This window comes from Pseudobutyrivibrio sp. 49 (assembly GCF_900100545.1).
Taxonomy (GTDB): Bacteria; Bacillota; Clostridia; order Lachnospirales; family Lachnospiraceae; genus Pseudobutyrivibrio.
In genome coordinates this window covers 16204-35405 of the sequence record NZ_FNDP01000013.1, presented here as the reverse complement: position 1 = coordinate 35405, position 19202 = coordinate 16204, and the positions used below count along the sequence as shown (strand labels likewise).

The following is a 19202-nucleotide window of genomic DNA, read 5'->3' as shown; positions in this document are numbered from 1 at the left end:
CACAAATGCAAATTACAGACATCAGAATTCGCAAGATTGAAAAAGAAGGCAAAATGAAAGCTGTTGTTTCAGTAACAATCGATGAGGAGTTTGTAATCCACGACATCAAGATTATTGAAGGAGATAAGGGACTGTTTATCGCAATGCCATCAAGACGTGGTTCTGAGGGCGGCTATAAGGACATTGCTCATCCTATCAAGTCTACAACTAGAGAGCAGATGCAGACAATGATTCTTAATAAGTATAAAGAAGAGTTCCCTGAGTAGTATTTTATGTATTTAATTGTAGGTCTAGGTAATCCAGAGAGAAAGTATGATGGAACCAGACATAATGTAGGATTTGAGGCGATTGACGCCATCTCGAAGCAGTTTGGAATCGAGGTAAACCACAAGGAACACAAGGGTCTTGTGGGAAAGGGAATCATAAACGGAAAGAAAGTGATTCTGGCAAAGCCACAAACTTACATGAATCTCAGTGGTGAGTGTGTTTTACCACTTACAGATTATTATGAAATTGATCCGACTACAGAGATGATAGTCATTTCAGATGATGTATCACTTTCTACAGGAAATATCCGTGTTAGAAAGAAAGGTAGTGCTGGCGGACATAATGGTCTGAAGAACATCATTAATCTCTTAGGAACCAACGAATTTCCACGTATCCGCGTAGGTGTTGGAGAGTGTGAAGGCGATATGATTGCCCACGTTCTCGGACGATATAACGCAGAGGACAGAGAGAGGGTTGACGCATCCATGGAGAAGGTTATTGGAGCTGTAGAAATGTTCTTAGATGGAGATTTAGACGCTGCAATGAATAATTACAACAGAAAAGAAGAGAAATAGGATAGAACTTACGGGCATACTTAAAAGTGTGCCCTTTTTTGTAACATAGTTATTTACAATAACGGTTAAAAAATCTATACTTAGGGTTGTAACAAGTAGGCAATATCCGTAGTAGAAAAGGGATGAGTGATGGTTAATCAAACAATTATTATCAAAGCAAGAATGTTAGGAAATGTGGAGGTTTTGTACAATGATAAGCCTTTCACAATCGAGAGAAACAATACTACAAAGGTAAATCAGCTTTTCCAGATGTTACTATATTATACAAACGGCTTACCACGTGAGCAGGTTATGTATAATTTGTTCCACAACGAGGATATCGCTGATGAGTCTAACAGTTTAAGAGCACTTGTCTTCAGATTAAGAAAGGCACTTCCAAAGGTAGGTCTTCCAGATGAGGATTATGTTCATGTAAAGAGAGGAACATATCGCATTAGTCCAAACGTTACGGTAGAATGCGATGCTATTGAATTTGAGAATATTGCAAGACAGGCTCTTGCATCAGAAGACATAAAGGAACAGCAGAAGCTGTTAGAAGAGGCTGTTAAGCTTTATAACGGAGATTTTTTACCAGGTCTTAGTGGCGTTGAATGGGTTGTAACTGTTCAGGTTAAGCTGAAGAAGCTCTACGATAGATGCTTAAAGCAGCTTATGGAGATGTATGTGCTTCAGGAGAAGTACGACAAGCTCTACAAGGTAAGTCACAAGGCTGATGGATTATATCCATATGACAACTGGCAGACTTATGAGATGCAGGCTCTTATCGAGCTTGGCAAGGCTAAGGAGGCTCTCAAGCTTTACGAGGATACTGAGGCCCTTATGTTCCAGGAGTTGGGCGTTTCTGTATCAGCAGAAATGTCAGACCAGCTTAATAAGCTTGGCGAGCAGATTAAGAATAATACAGATGTAATCAGCGAGGTTAAGAAGAATCTTGATACTTCCAAGGAAGATATTGAGGGTGCCTTCTATTGCACATATCCTATCTTCGTTGAGAGCTATAGATACATTAAGCGCGTAATTCGTCGTTCAGGTCAGTCTGCATGGCTTATGCTTTGCACAATTACTGATGGTAAGGGATTTGCCCTTAATGATTCAGATCGTTTAAATCTTCTTTCAGACGAGCTTTCTGAGGCAATCAGAACATCAGCACGTGGAGGAGATATGTACGCAAGATATAGCAATAACCAGTTTGTTGTACTTCTTCTTGATATTACTCAGGAGGATTGTGTTTTGGTTCAGGCAAGAATCAATGAAAACCTCAGCAAGGAATCAAGAAAGAGATACATCAAATATCATCTTGCTCCAGTTAATTTGGCAAGTGCAGGAACTGATAACGATACAGAAGAGCTTCAGGATATTGTAAAGGGAGAGGACTAATGCCAGTATCAGCTAGAATGAAAAGAACTCCAAATTGCGTTGGAATCTGCATTGATGAGGACAAGAACTGCTTCAGAGGAAGAGTTTATAGTTGTTTCTCTAAGGAGCCACAGACTTTCAGCGACATAAATGAGTTGTTTTACATAGTAGACAGTGTTATGGATGCACTGAGTTTCCCAGCTATCAAGACCAAGAATAGAACCTTCAAAAAGACAGAAGCTGAGTTTACACCAGCAACTATCGATGTTGAGAACAAGGTTTTGGGAGCTGATGAACTAATTCCTGCTGATGTTAGTAAGGGCTTTGTGCTTATGGTTACAAGCCGTGATAATGTCACCTGGCAGGGAATTATATATGACAAGACAAAAGACGAAGAATTTAATTTCAATAGCGAGGTAGAACTTATAAGATTGTTGAAATAGTGTAGAGCAAGTGGAGGAAGCAAGTGGGAAGATTTAAATATTTGCTTTCACTGATTGTTCTGAGTATTAGCCTGGTGGCCTGCGGAACCCTTGAAGGGAACGCATCGTTGCAGGCCGGTTCATCAGGGGACAGGGTAGTTGCTTCAGCGGGAAGTACTCAGGCCAAAGGGTCTAAGGGTACCAGAACCAATGAAATCAAAGTCCTTGAACCGGTGGCTAGCGGTGTGACTGTTTATTCCAACAGTGACGCTGCTATAGACGCCAGCAATGCAGCTGATGGATATGTGATGGTAAAGTATACCGGCAGCGCCGCTAAGGTTAGAATGCTAATAGAGACACCAAAGGGAAATACATACAATTATCTGATGGCACTTGATGGAAACTATGATGTTTATCCATTGTCTGAAGGTAGCGGAAAATACAAAATCGGTGTCTATGAGAACCTACATGATGACCAGTATGCAACAGCATTTTCTCAGTCAGTGAATGTAACTCTAAAAGACGAATTAAGCGTGTTCCTGTATCCTAACGCCTATGTGGATTTTAATGCATCTTCAAAGGCGGTGCTAAAGGGTGCAGAGCTGGCAACAGGTTGTAATACCGACCTTGAGGTGGTGAAGAATGTGTATCACTACATAATCGAGAATGTATCCTATGATTATCAAAAGGCGGCTACGGTTCAATCTGGCTATATTCCAACTGTAGATAGTACATTGGCTACAGGCACTGGAATTTGCTTTGACTATGCCTCATTAATGGGGGCAATGCTAAGGTCTCAGGGAATACCAACCAGACTTGAGATTGGATACGCCGGAACAGAGTATCACGCATGGATATCTGTTTATGTTCCGGATGTAGGATGGATAGACAACATAATACAATTTGACGGTACACGATGGACATTGATGGATCCAACACTTGGTTCCTATGCAAGTAAAAACATTGTTAAGAAATATCTAGAAGACAATACCTATTACCAGTTAAAGTATAAATATTAAAGGGTGGGGCTATGAGTGAGAAATCTAGAAAGAAATTAACGTCAGAGGAATTATATGCATTCTCAGATGAAATGGGAATGATGATATCAAGCGGTGTTTCAGCAATTCAGGGACTTACCATGATGATTGATGAATCAGAGGGTGGTGAGGAAAAGGAGCTTCTTACTGAGATGGAGCAGGTTGTGGGAGAGACAGGTTCTCTTTCAAAAGCCATCGAGGGCGCAGGAGTTTTCCCAGATTATTTTGTAGAGATGGCAAAGATGGGTGAGCAGACCGGTAAAATGGACTCTGTTCTTATTAATCTTGCGGCTCATTATTCAAGAGAAATGGCTATCAGCAATGCCATTCGAAGTGCGGTTACATATCCGCTTATGATGGTTGCAATGATGCTTGTAATCATTATTGTTTTAGTTACAGAAATTATGCCTGTCTTTGATAGGGTCTTTAAGCAGCTGGGCGGCACAATGGACGGTCTTTCAGCAGGCTTTCTTACAGTAGGAAAATTCATGAAGAGCAATGGCGTATTATTCTTAATTCTTTTGGCTGCCATTGTGATATATCTCATTGTTATTAATAAAACTGCATGGGGCAAGGAGCACCGTAACGGTATTCTTTATAAGAGCCCAAGATTTAAGTCAATCCATTCTAAGATTGCTACAAGTAGATTTGCATCTGCCATGGCCATGACTTTATCAAGTGGTATGGATGTAATGCAGTCTCTTGATGTGAGCGGTCGAATAGTAGATGCGCCAGAATTTGAGCAGAAGGTTGAAAAGTGCAAGGATTCCTTTGCAGATACCATGGATATTGGAAAGGCCTTCTCTATGTCTGGAATATTTGGCGGTCTCTATGGAAGAATGGCAATTTTAGGCGCAAAAACAGGAAATATGGAGACGGTATTGGAGAAGGTAGCTACAACCTATCAGCAGGAGGCAGACGAGGAAATTAACGATTTAATCGCTGTTGTAGAACCAACGTTGGTTATTATCCTTTCTGTTATTGTTGGTATTATTCTTCTTTCAGTTATGTTACCACTGTTAAACATTATGTCAGGGATGATTTAATATGGCTAAAACACGATTTGGAAGCCTAGATGGCATACATCAAATCAGAAAAAAGAATGTGGCCTCTACGACACTTATATCTGCAGGCATGTTCATTCTCATATTTATTGGATTTTTGTTTGCAGTATCCATGGCATCTAAGGGCTCTATTGATGAGCAACGAAGTAATTTGGAGTCTGCAATAGACAGGGCTGTTATGCAGTGCTACGTCACAGAGGGCCGCTATCCTGAGAGCTTTGAGTATCTTAGAAAGAACTATGGAATTATCTATGATGATGAGCTTTTTAGGGTGGATTATGTGATTTTTGGTACCAATATGAAGCCGGATATAACGATTATAAATCTGGGTGATAGGTAGTTTGGGGAGGAAAAAGTCTTGGCAATGAACAAGAATCGATTGCAAAAACATAATATCGATATCATGTTCCTCATGATTCTTTTCTTGATATTCACTTTTTCTGCAGTGAGTGTTCTTTTGCTGGCTGTAAATTCCTATAAGGCTGTAGTTGTAGCAAATGAGGAGAATTCTAACACCAGAGCAGCAACGGCTTATATAAGGGAAAAGGTAAGACAGCACGATGAGTCGGGAAGTATAGAGATTGCAGAAATAGACGGCAACAAAGCCATTAAAATGAAGGAAGCAGAAGGATATTATCTCTACATTTATTATTTGGATGGCTATCTGATGGAACTGGAGACAAAAGAGGGGGCTGGAGTAACAGCAGACTTTGGAAATCAGTTACTTAAAATAAATGGAATGGACTTTAGTTGGAAGAACAATCAACTAATGGAGGTTCAGGTAGAGGAGACCACTGGAGAGAAAAGAATAGTAGATATAGGAATTAAATCAGCAATTAATTATACAGAAAAGACCTCTGATACTGAGGAAGATTCAGGAGAGGAGGTGCCAGATGCAGACTAGGAATAATGGTTCGCGTATTTTTATGACCGAGCTAATGTTTTCAATCTTGTTTTTCATTATAGTATCTGCGATATGTATTCAGTGCTTTGCTACCGCCTATGCAAAGAGCAAGGACGCCAGTGAGATAACAGGGGCTGTGAATGTGGCGGCTAATGCAGCAGAGCAGTATCTGGCTGACCCTGGATTTGAGGGTTATACAGAATATTACGATGAGAACTGGCAGATAGTCGATGACGAGGGTGTTTATAAGACTACAGCGATTATTACAGAGGCAGAGAACAAGAAGAGCTGTGAGTCCATGCATATTGTGGTAGCAACTGCTGATGACAGGGAAATCTATTCACTTGTTGTGGAAAAAGCTTTGAAATAAAGGTATTGGTGTGGATTAATATGGAAGAGCAAAAGAGAACTAATCGCACAATAATAAATATTGGAACCTCGCTAATGGTAGTTATACTCATTGGCCTTGCTTTTGCTGTCATTGCGGCTCTTGCAATATCATCTAGCCACAATAATTACAGCTTAAGCGACAAGCAGAGAATTCATACAGATGAATATTATGCGGCATCAAATGAGGCCTACGAGAGGATAGCAGAATCAGGCTGGGCTGATCAGGAATTTACTGTTAGCATTAACGATTCACAGGATTTAAATGTAAAGGTAAGTAGTGGTGAAATAGTCAGCTGGGAGGTTATTAATAATAGCAGCTGGGAGGCAGACAGCACTCAGCCAATAATCACTTTGGATGATTGGAATTAAGGGGATTAAGGAGGAGTTATGGCTGTAGATATCGTAACTTATTTAACAGATGCGGTAAAAAAGTACAGGGCTTCTGATGTATTTATCATCACAGGCCGTGAAATTTCCTTCAGAGTTAACGATATGGTTATGACCAGATCGGAATTGGAAAGCAATAGCGATATAAAATCTGAGCAGGATGAGGGTCCTGTTATGCCTGCAAAGGCTGAGGAGCTTGTGACTCAGATTTATCAGCTTGCAAAAAGAGACATGGATTTCTATAAGAAAAATGGTGATGACGATTTTTCTTTCGCTATAAAAGACGTTTCACGTTTCAGAGTAAACGCCTTTAAACAGAGAGGTACCTATGCGGCAGTAGTACGTATTATTACCTTCTCCCTGCCAGATTACAGGCAGCTGGGCGTCCCTGAATCTGTTATTAATCTTTCAAATGAGTCTAAGGGACTGGTGCTGGTTACAGGTCCTGCAGGAAGTGGTAAATCAACTACGCTTTCATGTATTGTAGATAAGATTAATAAAAACTATAATAAGCATATTATCACCTTGGAGGATCCGGTTGAATACCTCCACAGACATGATAAGTCTATTGTTTCCCAGAGAGAGATTCATCTTGATACTGAAAATTATGTTACGGCTCTTCGTGCGTCCTTGCGACAGAGTCCTGATGTTATTTTGCTTGGAGAGATGCGTGATGCAGAGACTATATCTGTAGCCATGACTGCAGCGGAGACAGGACATTTGATTTTATCAACACTTCACACCATTGGTGCGGCAAATACAATCGACAGAATTATCGATGTTTTCCCATCAGAGCAGCAGCACCAGATTGCTCTGCAGCTTTCCATGGTTATAAAGGCCGTGGTATCGCAGCAGCTGGTACCTGCAGTGGATGGAACTTTAGTGCCTGCATTCGAAGTAATGACTGTTACACCGGCCATCAGAAACATGATTAGGGAGAATAAGGTGCCACAAATTGAGGGTGTAATTTACTCAAGTGACACTGATGATATGGTTTCTATGGATTCAAGTCTTTACAAGTTGGCAAAGGATGGTAAAATCACTAAGGATACTGCATTAGAGTTCTCAGTTAATGCAGAAATGCTAGGAAGAAGATTAGGAGTGTAAGAATTACGTATGGAACAATTTAAACCGATGCTGTTCACCTGTATGAAGAAATACAGCAAGGAACAGTTTGTAAAAGACGTTGTATCTGGAATTATAGTGGCAATCATAGCATTGCCACTTTCTATTGCCTTGGCTCTTGCCTCTGGCGTAGGCCCAGAGCCAGGTTTGTACACAGCTATCGTAGCAGGATTTTTGATTTCCTTCTTCGGTGGTAGTACAGTTCAGATTGCTGGTCCCACAGCAGCTTTCGCTACAATTGTAGCAGGAATTATCGCAACTGATGGAATGGACGGACTTATTATCGCCACCATCATGGCTGGTATTATTCTTATTTTACTTGGTATTTTTAAGGCTGGTGCACTTATTAAGTTTATCCCTTATACAATCACCACAGGATTTACAGCTGGTATCGCTGTTACTATTCTCATTGGTCAGTTCAAGGATTTCTTCGGAATGGATTTCCACGGAGAAAAGCCAATCGAGACAATGGATAAGCTTAGACTTTTCTTTGTAAATATTGATACTATCAATTGGCAGGCAGTGCTTGTAGGTGTTGTTTGTCTTGCAGTTCTTATTATTTGGCCAAAGTTCTTTTCTAAGGTTCCAGCATCTATTATTGCTGTATTCGTTGGAATTTTTATGGTTAAGGGACTTGGATTAAATGTTAACACTATTGGTACTCTTTATCCTGATTTAAAGGCTGGATTACCTTCTGTATCAGTGCCTCATTTCTCACTTGCAGTTATTAAGAATGAGATGCCAAATGCCTTTACAATTGCTATCCTTGCTGCTATTGAGTCTCTTCTTTCAGCAGTAGTTGCAGATGGAATGGTAAACAGCAAGCACAGAAGTAATCAGGAGCTTATCGGTCAGGGTATCGGTAACATTGGTTCAGTATTATTCGGTGGTATTCCTGCTACAGGCGCTATCGCACGTACAGCAGCTAATATCAAGAACGGTGGACGTACACCAATAGCTGGTATGGTTCATTCAATCACATTACTTATTATCCTTGTTGTACTTATGCCTTTTGCGAAGTTTATCCCAATGCCATGTATTGCAGCTATTCTTTTCCAGGTTGCTTACAATATGTGCCAATGGAGACCATTCACAAGACTTGTAAAGTATGCACCTAAGTCAGATATTATCGTTTTAGTGCTTACATTCGTGCTTACAATCGTATTTGACCTTGTTGTAGCTATCGAGTGGGGCATGATTGTTGCATGTATCCTCTTTATCAAGAGAATGAGCGAAGAGACACATGTAAGTGGCTGGACATATCAGAGTGATGAAGAAGAGTTCGTAGATGATCTTCGTCCAGTTGCTAAGGAAATTCGTGTATTTGAGATTACAGGACCACTTTTCTTTGGTGTTTCTGATATGCTTGCTGAGAGCATTAACGTAAAAGATTACACAAAGGTTCTTGTTATGAGAATGCGTTCTGTACCTGCAATTGATATCACAGCTCTTCGTGCTCTTAGAGATTTGGTAGAGCGTGCAGAGAAGAAGGGTGTTACCGTTGTATTCTCACATGTAAATGAGCAGCCTCGTCAGATGATGGAAAAGGCTGATTTTATTAAGCTTGTAGGCGAGGAAAACTTCCAGCCTAACATTGATGCCGCTCTTGATAGAGCAGAAGCTCTCCTTTGGTTAAAGTAATTTGCTAGATTATTAAATATAGGTTAAACTTTATGAAGGCTTTTTTAGAACCATTTGAATCACTTACAGCAGTAGAGTCTCTTAGGGAGGCTCTACTTAAGTTTGGAAAGATATATGATATTACTGGGTGCGCTGATAAGGCGCACCTTATTTATGGTATAGGCCATGATATTAGCTATAAGCTTATTGTTACCAGTGATGAGCTGAAGGCCAGAGAATTGTATGAGGAGTATCGTTTCTTTGACAGTGATGTAGTGTATTTCCCTGCTAAGGACTTTCTTTTCTATCAGTCGGATATCCGAGGCAATGCCCTTACTAGAGAGCGTATGCAGGCCATAGAGGCTGTAATCAGCAATAACGCTTGTACGGTTATTACAACTATTGATGCGCTTATGAATAAACTACCTGCTATGTCTTATTTTGAGGATGGTGTGGTAGCTATTTCTGATACAGATAGTGTGGAGCTGGAGAGCCTTCGTAAGAAGCTTGTGGCTATGGGCTATGAGAATGTGGGCACCTGTGAGCATCCGGGAGAATTTGCAGTGCGAGGTGGTATTATCGATGTCTATCCTTTGACAGCGGAATTACCAGTTCGTATTGAATTATGGGGTGATGAAGTAGATAGTATTCGTTCTTACGATCCTACAAATCAGAAGTCTATCGAAAATATAAATTCTGTTTTAATTTTTCCAGCGGTTGAATTAATACTGGGCGCTGACGAAGTCGAAGCAGGTTTGGCAAAGATTGAAAAAGAGCGTGATGAAAGGTATGAAAAGTACCGAAAAGAGATGAAAACGGAGGAAGCTTTTCATCTTAAAACCTATGCCGACAGAGTAATCGAAGAGACTCGAGAGTGGGGACTCAGTCAGGAGCTGGAGACTCATCTTACATACTTCTGTGATAAGCTTGGTTCCTTTGTAGATTTCATGCCGAAGGGCACTTATGTGTTTATTGATGAGGTTCAGAAGGTAATTAACAAAGCTGAGGTTACAGAGACGGAGTTTGCAGATGCTATGACCCGTCGTGTAGAGGCAGGATATATGCTTAAAGGCCAGATGGATATGCTTTACGGTGTGGCTGAGGTCTTTGGAAAGCTTGAAAGATACCCTATTACACTTATGTCTGTCCTTGATGCCAAGAATAAGCTGCTTAAATCAGCAGATCATTTCAGCATAGCTGTTCAGGGTGTAAATGCTTATAACGGAAGTTTTGAGCTTCTTACCAAGGAGCTTTTACAGTATAAAAAGAGAAAATATAAGGTGCTTCTGGTAACAAGTTCTGCTACTAAGGGACAGCGTCTTGCAGAGGACCTTTTAGACGAAGGCTTGAACTCATATTTCACTACAGATTTGGATCACAGGATAAATCCTGGTGAGACAATGATTTGTGTCGGAAATATTAAAAGAGGATTTGATTACCCTGATTCGGCCTTTGTAATGCTGTCTGATGGAGATATCTTCGGACATGTCAGAAAGAAGAAAAAGAGAGTAAAAAGATACGAAGGAGAGAGTATTTCATCCTTCTCTGATCTACATGTTGGCGATTATGTGGTGCACGAAAATTATGGCCTCGGTGTCTATAAGGGTACCGAGCAGATGGAATTGGACCGTGTAATCCGAGACTACATTAAAATCGAGTACGCAAAGGGAAGTAATCTTTATGTACTCACGAATCAACTAGACCAGATTCAGAAGTATTCAGGGCCGGATGGAAAGAAGCCTAAGCTTAATTCTCTCGGTACAGGTACTCAGGAATGGACTAAGACAAAGCAGAAGGTTCAGTCTGCGGTAGGTATTGTGGCTAAAGAGTTGGTAGATTTATACGCTCTTAGACAGAATACCGATGGCTTTGTTTACGGGCCTGATACAGTATGGCAGAAGGAATTTGAGGAAAGCTTCCCATATGAGGAGACGGAAGGCCAGCTTACAGCCATAGAGGCTGTGAAGGCAGATATGGAATCCAGAAAGATTATGGATCGCTTAATCTGTGGTGACGTAGGCTTCGGAAAGACAGAAGTAGCCATGAGAGCAGCTTTCAAGGCTGTTCAGGAGGGCAAGCAGGTAGCTTACCTGGTGCCTACCACAATCCTTGCCCAGCAGCATTACAATAATTTTGTTCAGCGTATGGGTGGATATCCAGTAAACATGGGCCTTTTATGCCGTTTTAGAACTGCTGCGGAGCAGAAAAAGACTATTGAAGGCCTGAAAAATGGCATGGTAGATATAGTTATTGGAACACACAGGCTTCTTTCGAAGGATGTGGAATTTAAGGATTTAGGACTGCTTATCATCGATGAGGAGCAGCGTTTCGGCGTAAATCATAAGGAACGCATAAAGCAGATGAAAAAGACGGTGGACGTGCTGTCACTTTCTGCTACACCTATCCCTCGAACCCTCCATATGTCCCTTGTTGGAATACGAGATATGAGCGTTTTGGATGAGGCGCCAATGGAAAGAACCCCTATCCAAACCTTTGTATTTGAATACAACGAGGAGATGGTTAGAGAGGCTATTGTGCGCGAAATGGCACGAGATGGTCAGGTTTATTACGTGTTCAATAGAGTGCGTGGTATACAGGATATGGCTGCTGAAATTGAGAGGTTGGTGCCAGAATCAACTGTTGGCTATATTCACGGCCAAATGACAGAGGCCAAAGTCGAAGATGTTATGATGCAGTTCATTAATCATGAGATTGATGTTCTTGTGGCCACTACAATCATCGAAATTGGTCTGGATATTTCTAATGTTAATACAATCATCATCCATGATTCGGATAATATGGGACTCTCGCAGCTTTATCAGCTTAGAGGACGTGTTGGTCGAAGCAATAGAACGGCTTACGCCTTCCTTATGTACAAAAGGGATAAGATGCTGAAAGAGGTGGCTGAGAAGCGTTTGGCGGCTATAAAGGAGTTTACGGACCTTGGTTCTGGCTTCAAGATTGCCATGCGCGATCTGGAGATTCGAGGTGCAGGAAATCTTCTAGGCGTGGAGCAGCATGGTAATATGACAGCGGTAGGTTATGACCTGTACTGTAAGATGCTGAATGAGGCGGTTAAGCGTGAAAAAGGTGAGGTTAAAGAAGATAGTTTCAATACCTCTGTGGATATTAATATCGAGGCTTATCTGCCTGATACCTACGTTTCCAATGAGGAGCAGAGAATCGATATTTACAAGCGAATTGCAGCTATCGATTCGGAGGAAGCAAGGGATGATATGTTAGATGAGCTTGTGGATAGATTTGGTGAACCAAAGAGGTGCGTACAGAATCTTCTTTGGGTGGCAATGTTACGTGTAAAAGCTCACGACGCTTATGTTACTGCAATTGAGCAGAAGGGTGACATAATCAGGATTGTGATGTATGAGAAAGCAAAGATAGATGTGGCTCAGATTCCAGCTTTACTGGAGCGGAACAATCCACATATTACATTTGCCGCAGATCCTAAGGCTCCAGCGTTTATTTTCAACACTAAGGCTAATACGAGAATAAAACCTAACGAAGTCTATGATTATCTACAGGATTTCTTATCTGATTTAAGGTCTCTAAAAGTTGATAATTAGACTAATATTAACTATAATCGAAACGTTAGAAAAAATAATGGGTAGGGTTTACCCAGGAAGAAGGAAATAATGAAAAAAGCATACGTAAAGTCAGCTTGCATTGCAGCACTTTCAGCTGCAGTTTTATTTACAGGCTGTGGAAAACTTGATCCAAACGAGACACTTGTAACTATAAAAAATGGAGATAAGACAGATACCATTTCACTTGGACTTGGTAATTTCGCTGCAAGATATCAGCAGTCAATGTATGATCAGTATCTTCTTTCATACTACGGAGAAGGTATGTGGAAGCAGGATATGTCAGGCTCTGGCTCGACACTTCAGGATGAGACAAAGGATGGGGTTCTTAGTGACCTTGAGGAGCAGTATTTAGCTAAGGCTCACGCAGAGGACTACAGCATCACCCTTACAGATGACCAGAAGAAGGCTATCGAAGATGCAGCAAAGAAGTTCATTTCAGATAATGAGAAGGATTCTTTAGAGCAGATGGGCGCTACAGAAGATACAGTTAAGGAGTACCTTGAGTACAGAACATACTATACTCTTGTAGCAGATGCAGCTAAGAAGGAAGCAGACAAGGATATTACAGAGGATGATTGCTGGATGCGTACCTTCTCTTATGTTTTATTTGATACAACAGGTAAGACAGACGAGGATGGCAATGTAGAGCCTCTTTCAGATGATGAGAAGTTGGAGAAGAAGGCAAATGCCAAGGCACTTGCAGAGGCTGAGGACTTTGATGCAGAGGTAGAAGCTCTTGAGGCTACTAAGGACTCTTACTCATACCTTAAGGGTGAGGAAGAAGACAGCACAATGGATAGGGAAATTATCAAGGCTGCTGAATCGCTTAAGGAAGGCGAGGTTTCAGCTGTAATCGAGGTTCAGGACGCTGGATATTATGTAATCAAGCTTGAGAAGGATCATGATACAGAAGCTTCAGACAACAAGAGAAGCTCTTTACAGACAGAAGCATTTAACACACTTATGGATTCATGGAAGGAAGCTATCGAGTGGACTGTAGATGATAAGGTTTGGGATAAGGTTCAGTTCACAACTTTATTCAAGGCTCCTGAGAAGGAGGAAGAGTCTACTAAGGAGACTACAGAAGATACAGCAGAAGATACAGTAGAAGAGACTACAGAGGACACAACTGAAGAGACATCTGAGGAAAATACAGAGGAAAATACTGAAGAAACAGAGGATTCAGAATCAAATTAAATTATGAGCTTTGTTATCAGTTACGTAAAAAAATATAAAAATAAAGCAATTTTAGCCCCACTATTCAAAATGCTAGAGGCGATATTTGAGCTTTTGGTTCCACTTGTTATGGCGCAGATCATTAACAAGGGAATCGCAGGCTCAGATACCCACTACATCATTAGAATGAGTGGGGTTTTGATTTTCCTCGCTGTAGTGGGTTTGATGTTCTCTATCACTGCTCAGTATTTTAGCGCATATGTGGCTGTTTATTCGGCAGCTGAAATCAGAAGAGATGTGTTTGCTAAGATTTTATCATTGTCTCAGGGTACAAAAGAAAAGGTGGGAGACGAGGTCCTTACCACTAGAATAACAAACGATATAAACCAGGTTCAAAGTGGAATTAACATGGTTTTAAGACTGTTTTTGCGCTCCCCGTTTATTGTTGCCGGCGCCACTATTATGGCGTTTATTGTTAATGTTAAATCAGCATTAATTTTTTTAGTGGTAGTAGCGGTGCTATCTGCAATCGTGTATTTCATTATGAAATATACATTGCCTAGATACAAAGCAATCGCTGCTAAGCTGGAAAAGGTGTTGCATTTAACCTCTGAGAATCTGGAAGGAGCCAGAGTACTTAGAGCCTTCTGTCAGGTAGATAGTGAAAACGATGAGTTCCAGAGCAGAACAGCAGAACTTACTGGTATGCAGATTGGTACTGGAAGAATATCAGCGCTTTTGAATCCTGTGACCTATGTGGTAGTAAATATAGGCATTGTAGCCTTGATTTATGTGGCTATGAAGCAGGTAGATAAGGGCTTTATCCTCCAGGGCGATGTTGTAGCGCTTGTGAACTATATGGGGCAGATCCTTATTGAGCTTATAAAGCTGGCTAATCTTATTGTGCTGTTAATGAAGGCGTTTCCATCTGCTGTACGAGTGCAGGAGCTTATGGAAATGAAATCTGATGAGCGATATCAGAGTAAGTTCAATGCAGAGAAGAATTTGATAGATAATGCTAAGGAGCCAGGAACCATTATCGTTGACGATGTAAGCTTTAGCTACAATGGCGGAAGTGAATATGATTTAGAGAATATCAATCTTGTGATTCCGGGTGGTTCAAGCCTTGGAATTATAGGAGGAACTGGTTCCGGAAAGAGCACCTTGGTAAAGCTTTTGAACCATACTTATGACGCTACAAAGGGCGAAATTGAGATAGATGGTCAGAATGTTAAAAGATTAGAAGATTCTAAGCTTGCAGAGTACTTTGGAGTGGTTCCACAGCACGCATCACTATTTCATGGCACAATCAGAAGCAACCTTACAATGAAGAAAAATAGCGCCTCCGATGAAGAAATTAAAACAGCATTAAATATTGCACAGGCGTTAGACTTCGTTGAGGCTAAAGAAGGTGGAATTGATGCTGAGGTTACAGGACGTGGTAATAATTTTTCAGGTGGTCAGCGTCAGCGTCTTACAATAGCCAGAGCTCTTGTTGGGAATCCTAAAATTTTGGTTTTCGATGATTCATCTTCCGCTCTTGATTTGGCTACAGAATCAAAGCTACGAGCGGCTTTGAGAAAGTTGACTTGGAAACCAACTATCATAATTATTTCTCAGAGAGCCTCTGCTGTAAGGGACACAGATCAGATTTTAGTCCTTGATGATGGAAAATGTGTAGGGCTTGGAACCCATGAAGAACTCCTTGAAACCTGCGAAACTTATCAGGAAATCTATTATTGCCAGTTTCCTAGAGAGGAGGCAAAGTAGTGGAAAATAAGTCTCAATCAAAAATATTAAATAGAGTTTTAATAGAATTGAAAGCATATGATCTAGAGATTTTAGTCTCAATTTTATGTGCGTTAGCAACAGTTATCTTATCTTTGAGAATTCCAATTCTAACAGGAAAGGCTGTAGACTGTATCATAGGACCAGCAGAGATAGATTACGAAGGGTTATTTATAATATTAAAGGCAATTTCTTTTAATGTTGTAGCTACTGGTGCTATTCAATGGATTATGAACAGGGTGAATAATAAAATCACCTACAATATCACAAAGAATCTCAGAGACAGGGCTTTTGCAAAGCTACAGCACATGAAGCTTGCAGCAATAGACAGTCATCCTCACGGTGATTTTGTCAGCCGAATTGTTGCTGATGCAGATACTTTCTCAGATGGATTGTTGATGGGATTTACCCAGTTATTTACTGGTGTGCTTACAATCTTGGGAACTATTTATTTCATGGTAATTATTTCATGGAAGATAGCCATTGTAGTTATTATTGCTACTCCATTTTCCTTGCTTTTAGCAAGATTCATTTCAGAGAAGACATACAAGTATTTTGGCGAGCAAGCTAGCCTTAGAGGAGAAGAGACTTCTTATATAGAAGAAGTTATCGTAAACAAGAATATAGTTCGTCATATGAACTATGAAGATAAGGCTCTTGAGAAATTTGAGGATTTGAATAACAATCTTGCGGATGCGTCAATGCGAGCTACCTTCTATTCATCTACAGTCAATCCAAGCACAAGACTTATAAACAACCTGATTTATGCTGCGGTTGGAGTGTTTGGCGCGTTGATGGCAATCGGCGGAGGAATAACAGTCGGTGGACTTACCTCTTTCCTATATTATGCAAGCAGCTATGGAAAGCCTTTCAACGAAATCTCAGGTGTTATCACAGAATTTCAGAATGCCCTGGCTTGTGCTGAGCGTATTTTTGAAATGATTGACGCTGAGGTAGAGACGAATGAAGGCCAGTTCAACATCGATAGTGCCAAGGGCGAGATTGAATTCAAGAATGTATGCTTCTCATATGATAAGAGCAAAAAGCTTATTGAACATCTTAATCTTAAGGTGGAACAAGGCAAGCGTGTTGCGATTGTTGGCCCTACTGGTGCAGGAAAAAGTACAATTATTAATCTTTTAATGAGATTTTATGATATTGATGTTGGTGAGATTCTTATCGATGGCGTAAATATCAAGGATATAGATATAGATAATCTTCGAAGAAACTTTGGAATGGTGCTTCAGGAGACATGGTTGAAAAATGCTACCATCAAGGAAAACCTGAAAATGGCCAGCCCAGATGCCACAGATGAAGAGATTATCGAAGCGGCTAAAGCAACTCATGCACATAGCTTTATTAAAAGAATGCCTTATGGCTACGATACAATTTTATCACCAGAGAACGGATCTCTTTCACAGGGACAGATGCAGCTCCTTTGTATCACTAGAGTAATGCTTAATATTCCGCCGATGTTAATTCTGGATGAAGCAACATCTTCAATCGATACCAGAACAGAACAAAAGATACAATCAGCATTTAATAAGATGATGCAGGGCAGAACTACCTTTGTTGTAGCCCACAGACTTTCAACTATCAGAGGGGCTGATATTATTTTGTTCGTCAAAGATGGTCAAATTGTTGAGCAAGGTAATCACACAGAGTTGTTGCAGAAAGACGGATATTATGCTAAATTATATCGGAGTCAAATCGCATAGGGAGAACTATGCCCTTTTTTGGCTTATAGAGATTTTGAGAGAATTGTAGGAGACAATATGGAACAGTATGTGATAAAAGGCGGCACTCCACTTTGTGGTGAAGTGGAAATCAGTGGCGCTAAGAATGCGGCACTGGGAATTCTTGCAGGTGCCATAATGACAGACGAAACTGTTACAATTGAAAATCTGCCAAATGTCAAAGATATAAATGTACTTATTGGAGCTCTTGAGGACATCGGAGCTTCAATTACTCGTGTTGATGAGCACACAGTTAAGATTAACGGTTCTAGCATATCAAGACTGTCAGTGGATTATGAATACATTAAGAAGATTCGTGCTTCATATTATTTGATGGGAGCACTTTTAGGAAAGTATAAGAACGCCGAGGTTGCGCTTCCAGGTGGTTGCCTTATCGGCGCGCGTCCTATCGATTTGCACGTTAAGGGTCTTAAGGCTCTTGGAGCAAACGTAGACGTTTCTTATGGTCTTTGGTCAGCACGTGCTGATAAGCTTGCTGGTAGCCACATTTACCTTGATAAGGTTTCTGTAGGTGCTACTATCAATATCATGCTTGCAGCTGTTCTTGCTGAGGGAAAGACTACTATCGAGAATGCAGCTAAGGAGCCACACGTTGTAGATGTTGCTTCATTCCTTAACAGTATGGGAGCAAATATCCGCGGCGCAGGTACAGATGTTATTCGTATCGTTGGTGTTCCAGCACTTCACGGTACTACCTATGCGGTTATTCCAGATCAGATTGAGGCTGGTACATATATGTGTGCAGCAGCAGCTACACATGGTGATGTTCTTGTAAAGAATGTTATTCCTAAGCATTTAGAGGCTACTTCTGCAAAGCTTATCGAAGCTGGTTGCGTTATCGAGGAATATGATGATGCAGTTCGCGTTATCGCAAAGGGACGTAAGCTTACAAAGACTCACGTTACTACACTTCCTTACCCAGGCTTCCCTACAGATATGCAGCCTGAGATTACAGCAGTACTTGGTATTGCTGATGGTACTAGTACAGTTACAGAGTCGATTTTCGAGAATCGTTTCAAGTATGTAGATGAGCTTGCCCGAATGGGAGCAAATATCAAGGTTGAGAGCACAGTAGCTATCGTTACTGGTGTTGAGAGATATACAGGCGCTCAGGTTTGCGCACCAGACCTTCGTGCAGGTGCAGCGCTTATCATTGCAGGTCTTGCTGCAGATGGTATTACAGTTATCGATGATATCAAGTACATCCAGCGTGGATACGAGGATATTGTTGGTAAGTTCAACAAGCTCGGCGCTGTTATGGAAGAGGTTGATTCTGAAAGAGATTTACAAAAATTTAAGTTGAAGGTTTCATAAGATGGATTTTACAGAAAAGTTTGAATTACATGAGTGCCCTATCTGCGGCGGGGCTGGGCTCATGGAAGAAGAGGATCACGGTTATTATGTAGCATGTCTTGATTGCGGAAGCTACACAGGTACCGTAGGATACAAAACTGAAGAAGGCCGTGAACAAGCAGCTGAAAGATCGGCAATGCTTTGGAACACAGGCAAGGTAATTAACAGTGCACCAGGAGAATAAAAACAAATACGAATAGTTTTAGGACATTTCAGAATAAAATTCTGAGATGTCCTTTTTTAGTATTAGAAGAATTATGTTACTAATAGAAAAACGTGTTGGAATATATGCAAAATGAAAGTTTTGTGAAAATTCTGCCAAAATTTATAAAATGACAGAAAAAGTTGATATACTAATTCTACTAGAGTAGGGGAATAA

Annotated in this window: 18 protein-coding genes; all 18 read left to right on the top strand. The window is 40.7% G+C overall.

The features are described from left to right. Positions 1–5: 5 nt before the first annotated feature. The 18 genes from spoVG to BLP54_RS11040 all read left to right on the top strand — a co-directional run bounded on the left by spoVG (position 6) and on the right by BLP54_RS11040 (position 19007). The gene (gene spoVG / locus BLP54_RS11125) at positions 6–266 is read left to right on the top strand and encodes a septation regulator SpoVG (protein WP_028247506.1); all 261 of its coding nucleotides are present in this window, start codon (positions 6–8) and stop codon (positions 264–266) included. 6 nt (positions 267–272) lie between these two features. Continuing rightward, complete coding sequence (pth, locus tag BLP54_RS11120) at positions 273–842, top strand: aminoacyl-tRNA hydrolase (RefSeq protein ID WP_090169664.1); 570 nt, start codon at positions 273–275, stop codon at positions 840–842. 129 nt (positions 843–971) lie between these two features. Next, complete coding sequence (locus tag BLP54_RS11115) at positions 972–2219, top strand: BTAD domain-containing putative transcriptional regulator (protein WP_090169662.1); 1248 nt, start codon at positions 972–974, stop codon at positions 2217–2219. Next, positions 2219–2641, top strand: a complete 423-nt coding sequence (locus tag BLP54_RS11110) for a hypothetical protein (protein WP_090169660.1) — start codon at positions 2219–2221, stop codon at positions 2639–2641. Before BLP54_RS11115 ends, BLP54_RS11110 begins: the two co-directional genes overlap by 1 nt. A gap of 23 nt (positions 2642–2664) precedes the next feature. Then, the gene (locus tag BLP54_RS11105) at positions 2665–3639 is read left to right on the top strand and encodes a transglutaminase-like domain-containing protein (RefSeq protein ID WP_090169658.1); all 975 of its coding nucleotides are present in this window, start codon (positions 2665–2667) and stop codon (positions 3637–3639) included. A gap of 11 nt (positions 3640–3650) precedes the next feature. Further along, the gene (locus BLP54_RS11100; protein WP_090169656.1) at positions 3651–4703 is read left to right on the top strand and encodes a type II secretion system F family protein; all 1053 of its coding nucleotides are present in this window, start codon (positions 3651–3653) and stop codon (positions 4701–4703) included. 1 nt (position 4704) lies between these two features. Then, positions 4705–5061: a hypothetical protein gene (locus BLP54_RS11095; protein WP_090169653.1), complete on the top strand. Its 357-nt coding sequence runs from the start codon at positions 4705–4707 to the stop codon at positions 5059–5061. 24 nt (positions 5062–5085) lie between these two features. Continuing rightward, a complete protein-coding gene (locus tag BLP54_RS11090) occupies positions 5086–5625 on the top strand; it encodes a DUF4860 domain-containing protein (protein WP_242870692.1) in 540 nt (179 codons plus the stop codon). Further along, complete coding sequence (locus BLP54_RS11085) at positions 5615–5995, top strand: hypothetical protein (protein WP_090169650.1); 381 nt, start codon at positions 5615–5617, stop codon at positions 5993–5995. Before BLP54_RS11090 ends, BLP54_RS11085 begins: the two co-directional genes overlap by 11 nt. 20 nt (positions 5996–6015) lie before the next feature. Further along, entirely contained in the window at positions 6016–6384 is a 369-nt protein-coding gene (locus tag BLP54_RS11080; RefSeq protein WP_143002018.1) for a hypothetical protein, read from the top strand. Between the two features lie 18 nt (positions 6385–6402). Further along, entirely contained in the window at positions 6403–7509 is a 1107-nt protein-coding gene (locus BLP54_RS11075) for a type IV pilus twitching motility protein PilT (RefSeq protein WP_090169645.1), read from the top strand. A gap of 9 nt (positions 7510–7518) precedes the next feature. Then, a complete protein-coding gene (locus BLP54_RS11070; protein ID WP_090169643.1) occupies positions 7519–9168 on the top strand; it encodes a SulP family inorganic anion transporter in 1650 nt (549 codons plus the stop codon). A gap of 32 nt (positions 9169–9200) precedes the next feature. After that, on the top strand, positions 9201–12728 hold the full coding sequence (gene mfd / locus BLP54_RS11065; RefSeq protein ID WP_090169641.1) for a transcription-repair coupling factor: 3528 nt from the start codon (positions 9201–9203) through the stop codon (positions 12726–12728). A 69-nt stretch (positions 12729–12797) separates the two neighbouring features. Continuing rightward, positions 12798–13946, top strand: a complete 1149-nt coding sequence (locus BLP54_RS11060; RefSeq protein ID WP_090169639.1) for a peptidyl-prolyl cis-trans isomerase — start codon at positions 12798–12800, stop codon at positions 13944–13946. 3 nt (positions 13947–13949) lie between these two features. Beyond that, the gene (locus tag BLP54_RS11055; protein ID WP_090169636.1) at positions 13950–15695 is read left to right on the top strand and encodes an ABC transporter ATP-binding protein; all 1746 of its coding nucleotides are present in this window, start codon (positions 13950–13952) and stop codon (positions 15693–15695) included. Continuing rightward, entirely contained in the window at positions 15695–17431 is a 1737-nt protein-coding gene (locus BLP54_RS11050; protein WP_090169634.1) for an ABC transporter ATP-binding protein, read from the top strand. Before BLP54_RS11055 ends, BLP54_RS11050 begins: the two co-directional genes overlap by 1 nt. Before the next feature lie 57 nt (positions 17432–17488). Beyond that, positions 17489–18784: a UDP-N-acetylglucosamine 1-carboxyvinyltransferase gene (locus tag BLP54_RS11045; RefSeq protein ID WP_090169728.1), complete on the top strand. Its 1296-nt coding sequence runs from the start codon at positions 17489–17491 to the stop codon at positions 18782–18784. A gap of 1 nt (position 18785) precedes the next feature. Next, positions 18786–19007: a Lar family restriction alleviation protein gene (locus BLP54_RS11040; protein ID WP_090169632.1), complete on the top strand. Its 222-nt coding sequence runs from the start codon at positions 18786–18788 to the stop codon at positions 19005–19007. The last annotated feature ends 195 nt before the right edge of the window (positions 19008–19202 follow it).

Coding starts and splice junctions, on each gene's coding strand:
- spoVG (WP_028247506.1), top strand. CDS start 6: ATGCAAATTACAGACATCAGAATTCGCAAGATTGAAAAAGAAGGCAAA.
- pth (WP_090169664.1), top strand. CDS start 273: ATGTATTTAATTGTAGGTCTAGGTAATCCAGAGAGAAAGTATGATGGA.
- BLP54_RS11115 (WP_090169662.1), top strand. CDS start 972: ATGGTTAATCAAACAATTATTATCAAAGCAAGAATGTTAGGAAATGTG.
- BLP54_RS11110 (WP_090169660.1), top strand. CDS start 2,219: ATGCCAGTATCAGCTAGAATGAAAAGAACTCCAAATTGCGTTGGAATC.
- BLP54_RS11100 (WP_090169656.1), top strand. CDS start 3,651: ATGAGTGAGAAATCTAGAAAGAAATTAACGTCAGAGGAATTATATGCA.
- BLP54_RS11095 (WP_090169653.1), top strand. CDS start 4,705: ATGGCTAAAACACGATTTGGAAGCCTAGATGGCATACATCAAATCAGA.
- BLP54_RS11090 (WP_242870692.1), top strand. CDS start 5,086: ATGAACAAGAATCGATTGCAAAAACATAATATCGATATCATGTTCCTC.
- BLP54_RS11085 (WP_090169650.1), top strand. CDS start 5,615: ATGCAGACTAGGAATAATGGTTCGCGTATTTTTATGACCGAGCTAATG.
- BLP54_RS11080 (WP_143002018.1), top strand. CDS start 6,016: ATGGAAGAGCAAAAGAGAACTAATCGCACAATAATAAATATTGGAACC.
- BLP54_RS11075 (WP_090169645.1), top strand. CDS start 6,403: ATGGCTGTAGATATCGTAACTTATTTAACAGATGCGGTAAAAAAGTAC.
- BLP54_RS11070 (WP_090169643.1), top strand. CDS start 7,519: ATGGAACAATTTAAACCGATGCTGTTCACCTGTATGAAGAAATACAGC.
- mfd (WP_090169641.1), top strand. CDS start 9,201: ATGAAGGCTTTTTTAGAACCATTTGAATCACTTACAGCAGTAGAGTCT.
- BLP54_RS11060 (WP_090169639.1), top strand. CDS start 12,798: ATGAAAAAAGCATACGTAAAGTCAGCTTGCATTGCAGCACTTTCAGCT.
- BLP54_RS11055 (WP_090169636.1), top strand. CDS start 13,950: ATGAGCTTTGTTATCAGTTACGTAAAAAAATATAAAAATAAAGCAATT.
- BLP54_RS11045 (WP_090169728.1), top strand. CDS start 17,489: ATGGAACAGTATGTGATAAAAGGCGGCACTCCACTTTGTGGTGAAGTG.
- BLP54_RS11040 (WP_090169632.1), top strand. CDS start 18,786: ATGGATTTTACAGAAAAGTTTGAATTACATGAGTGCCCTATCTGCGGC.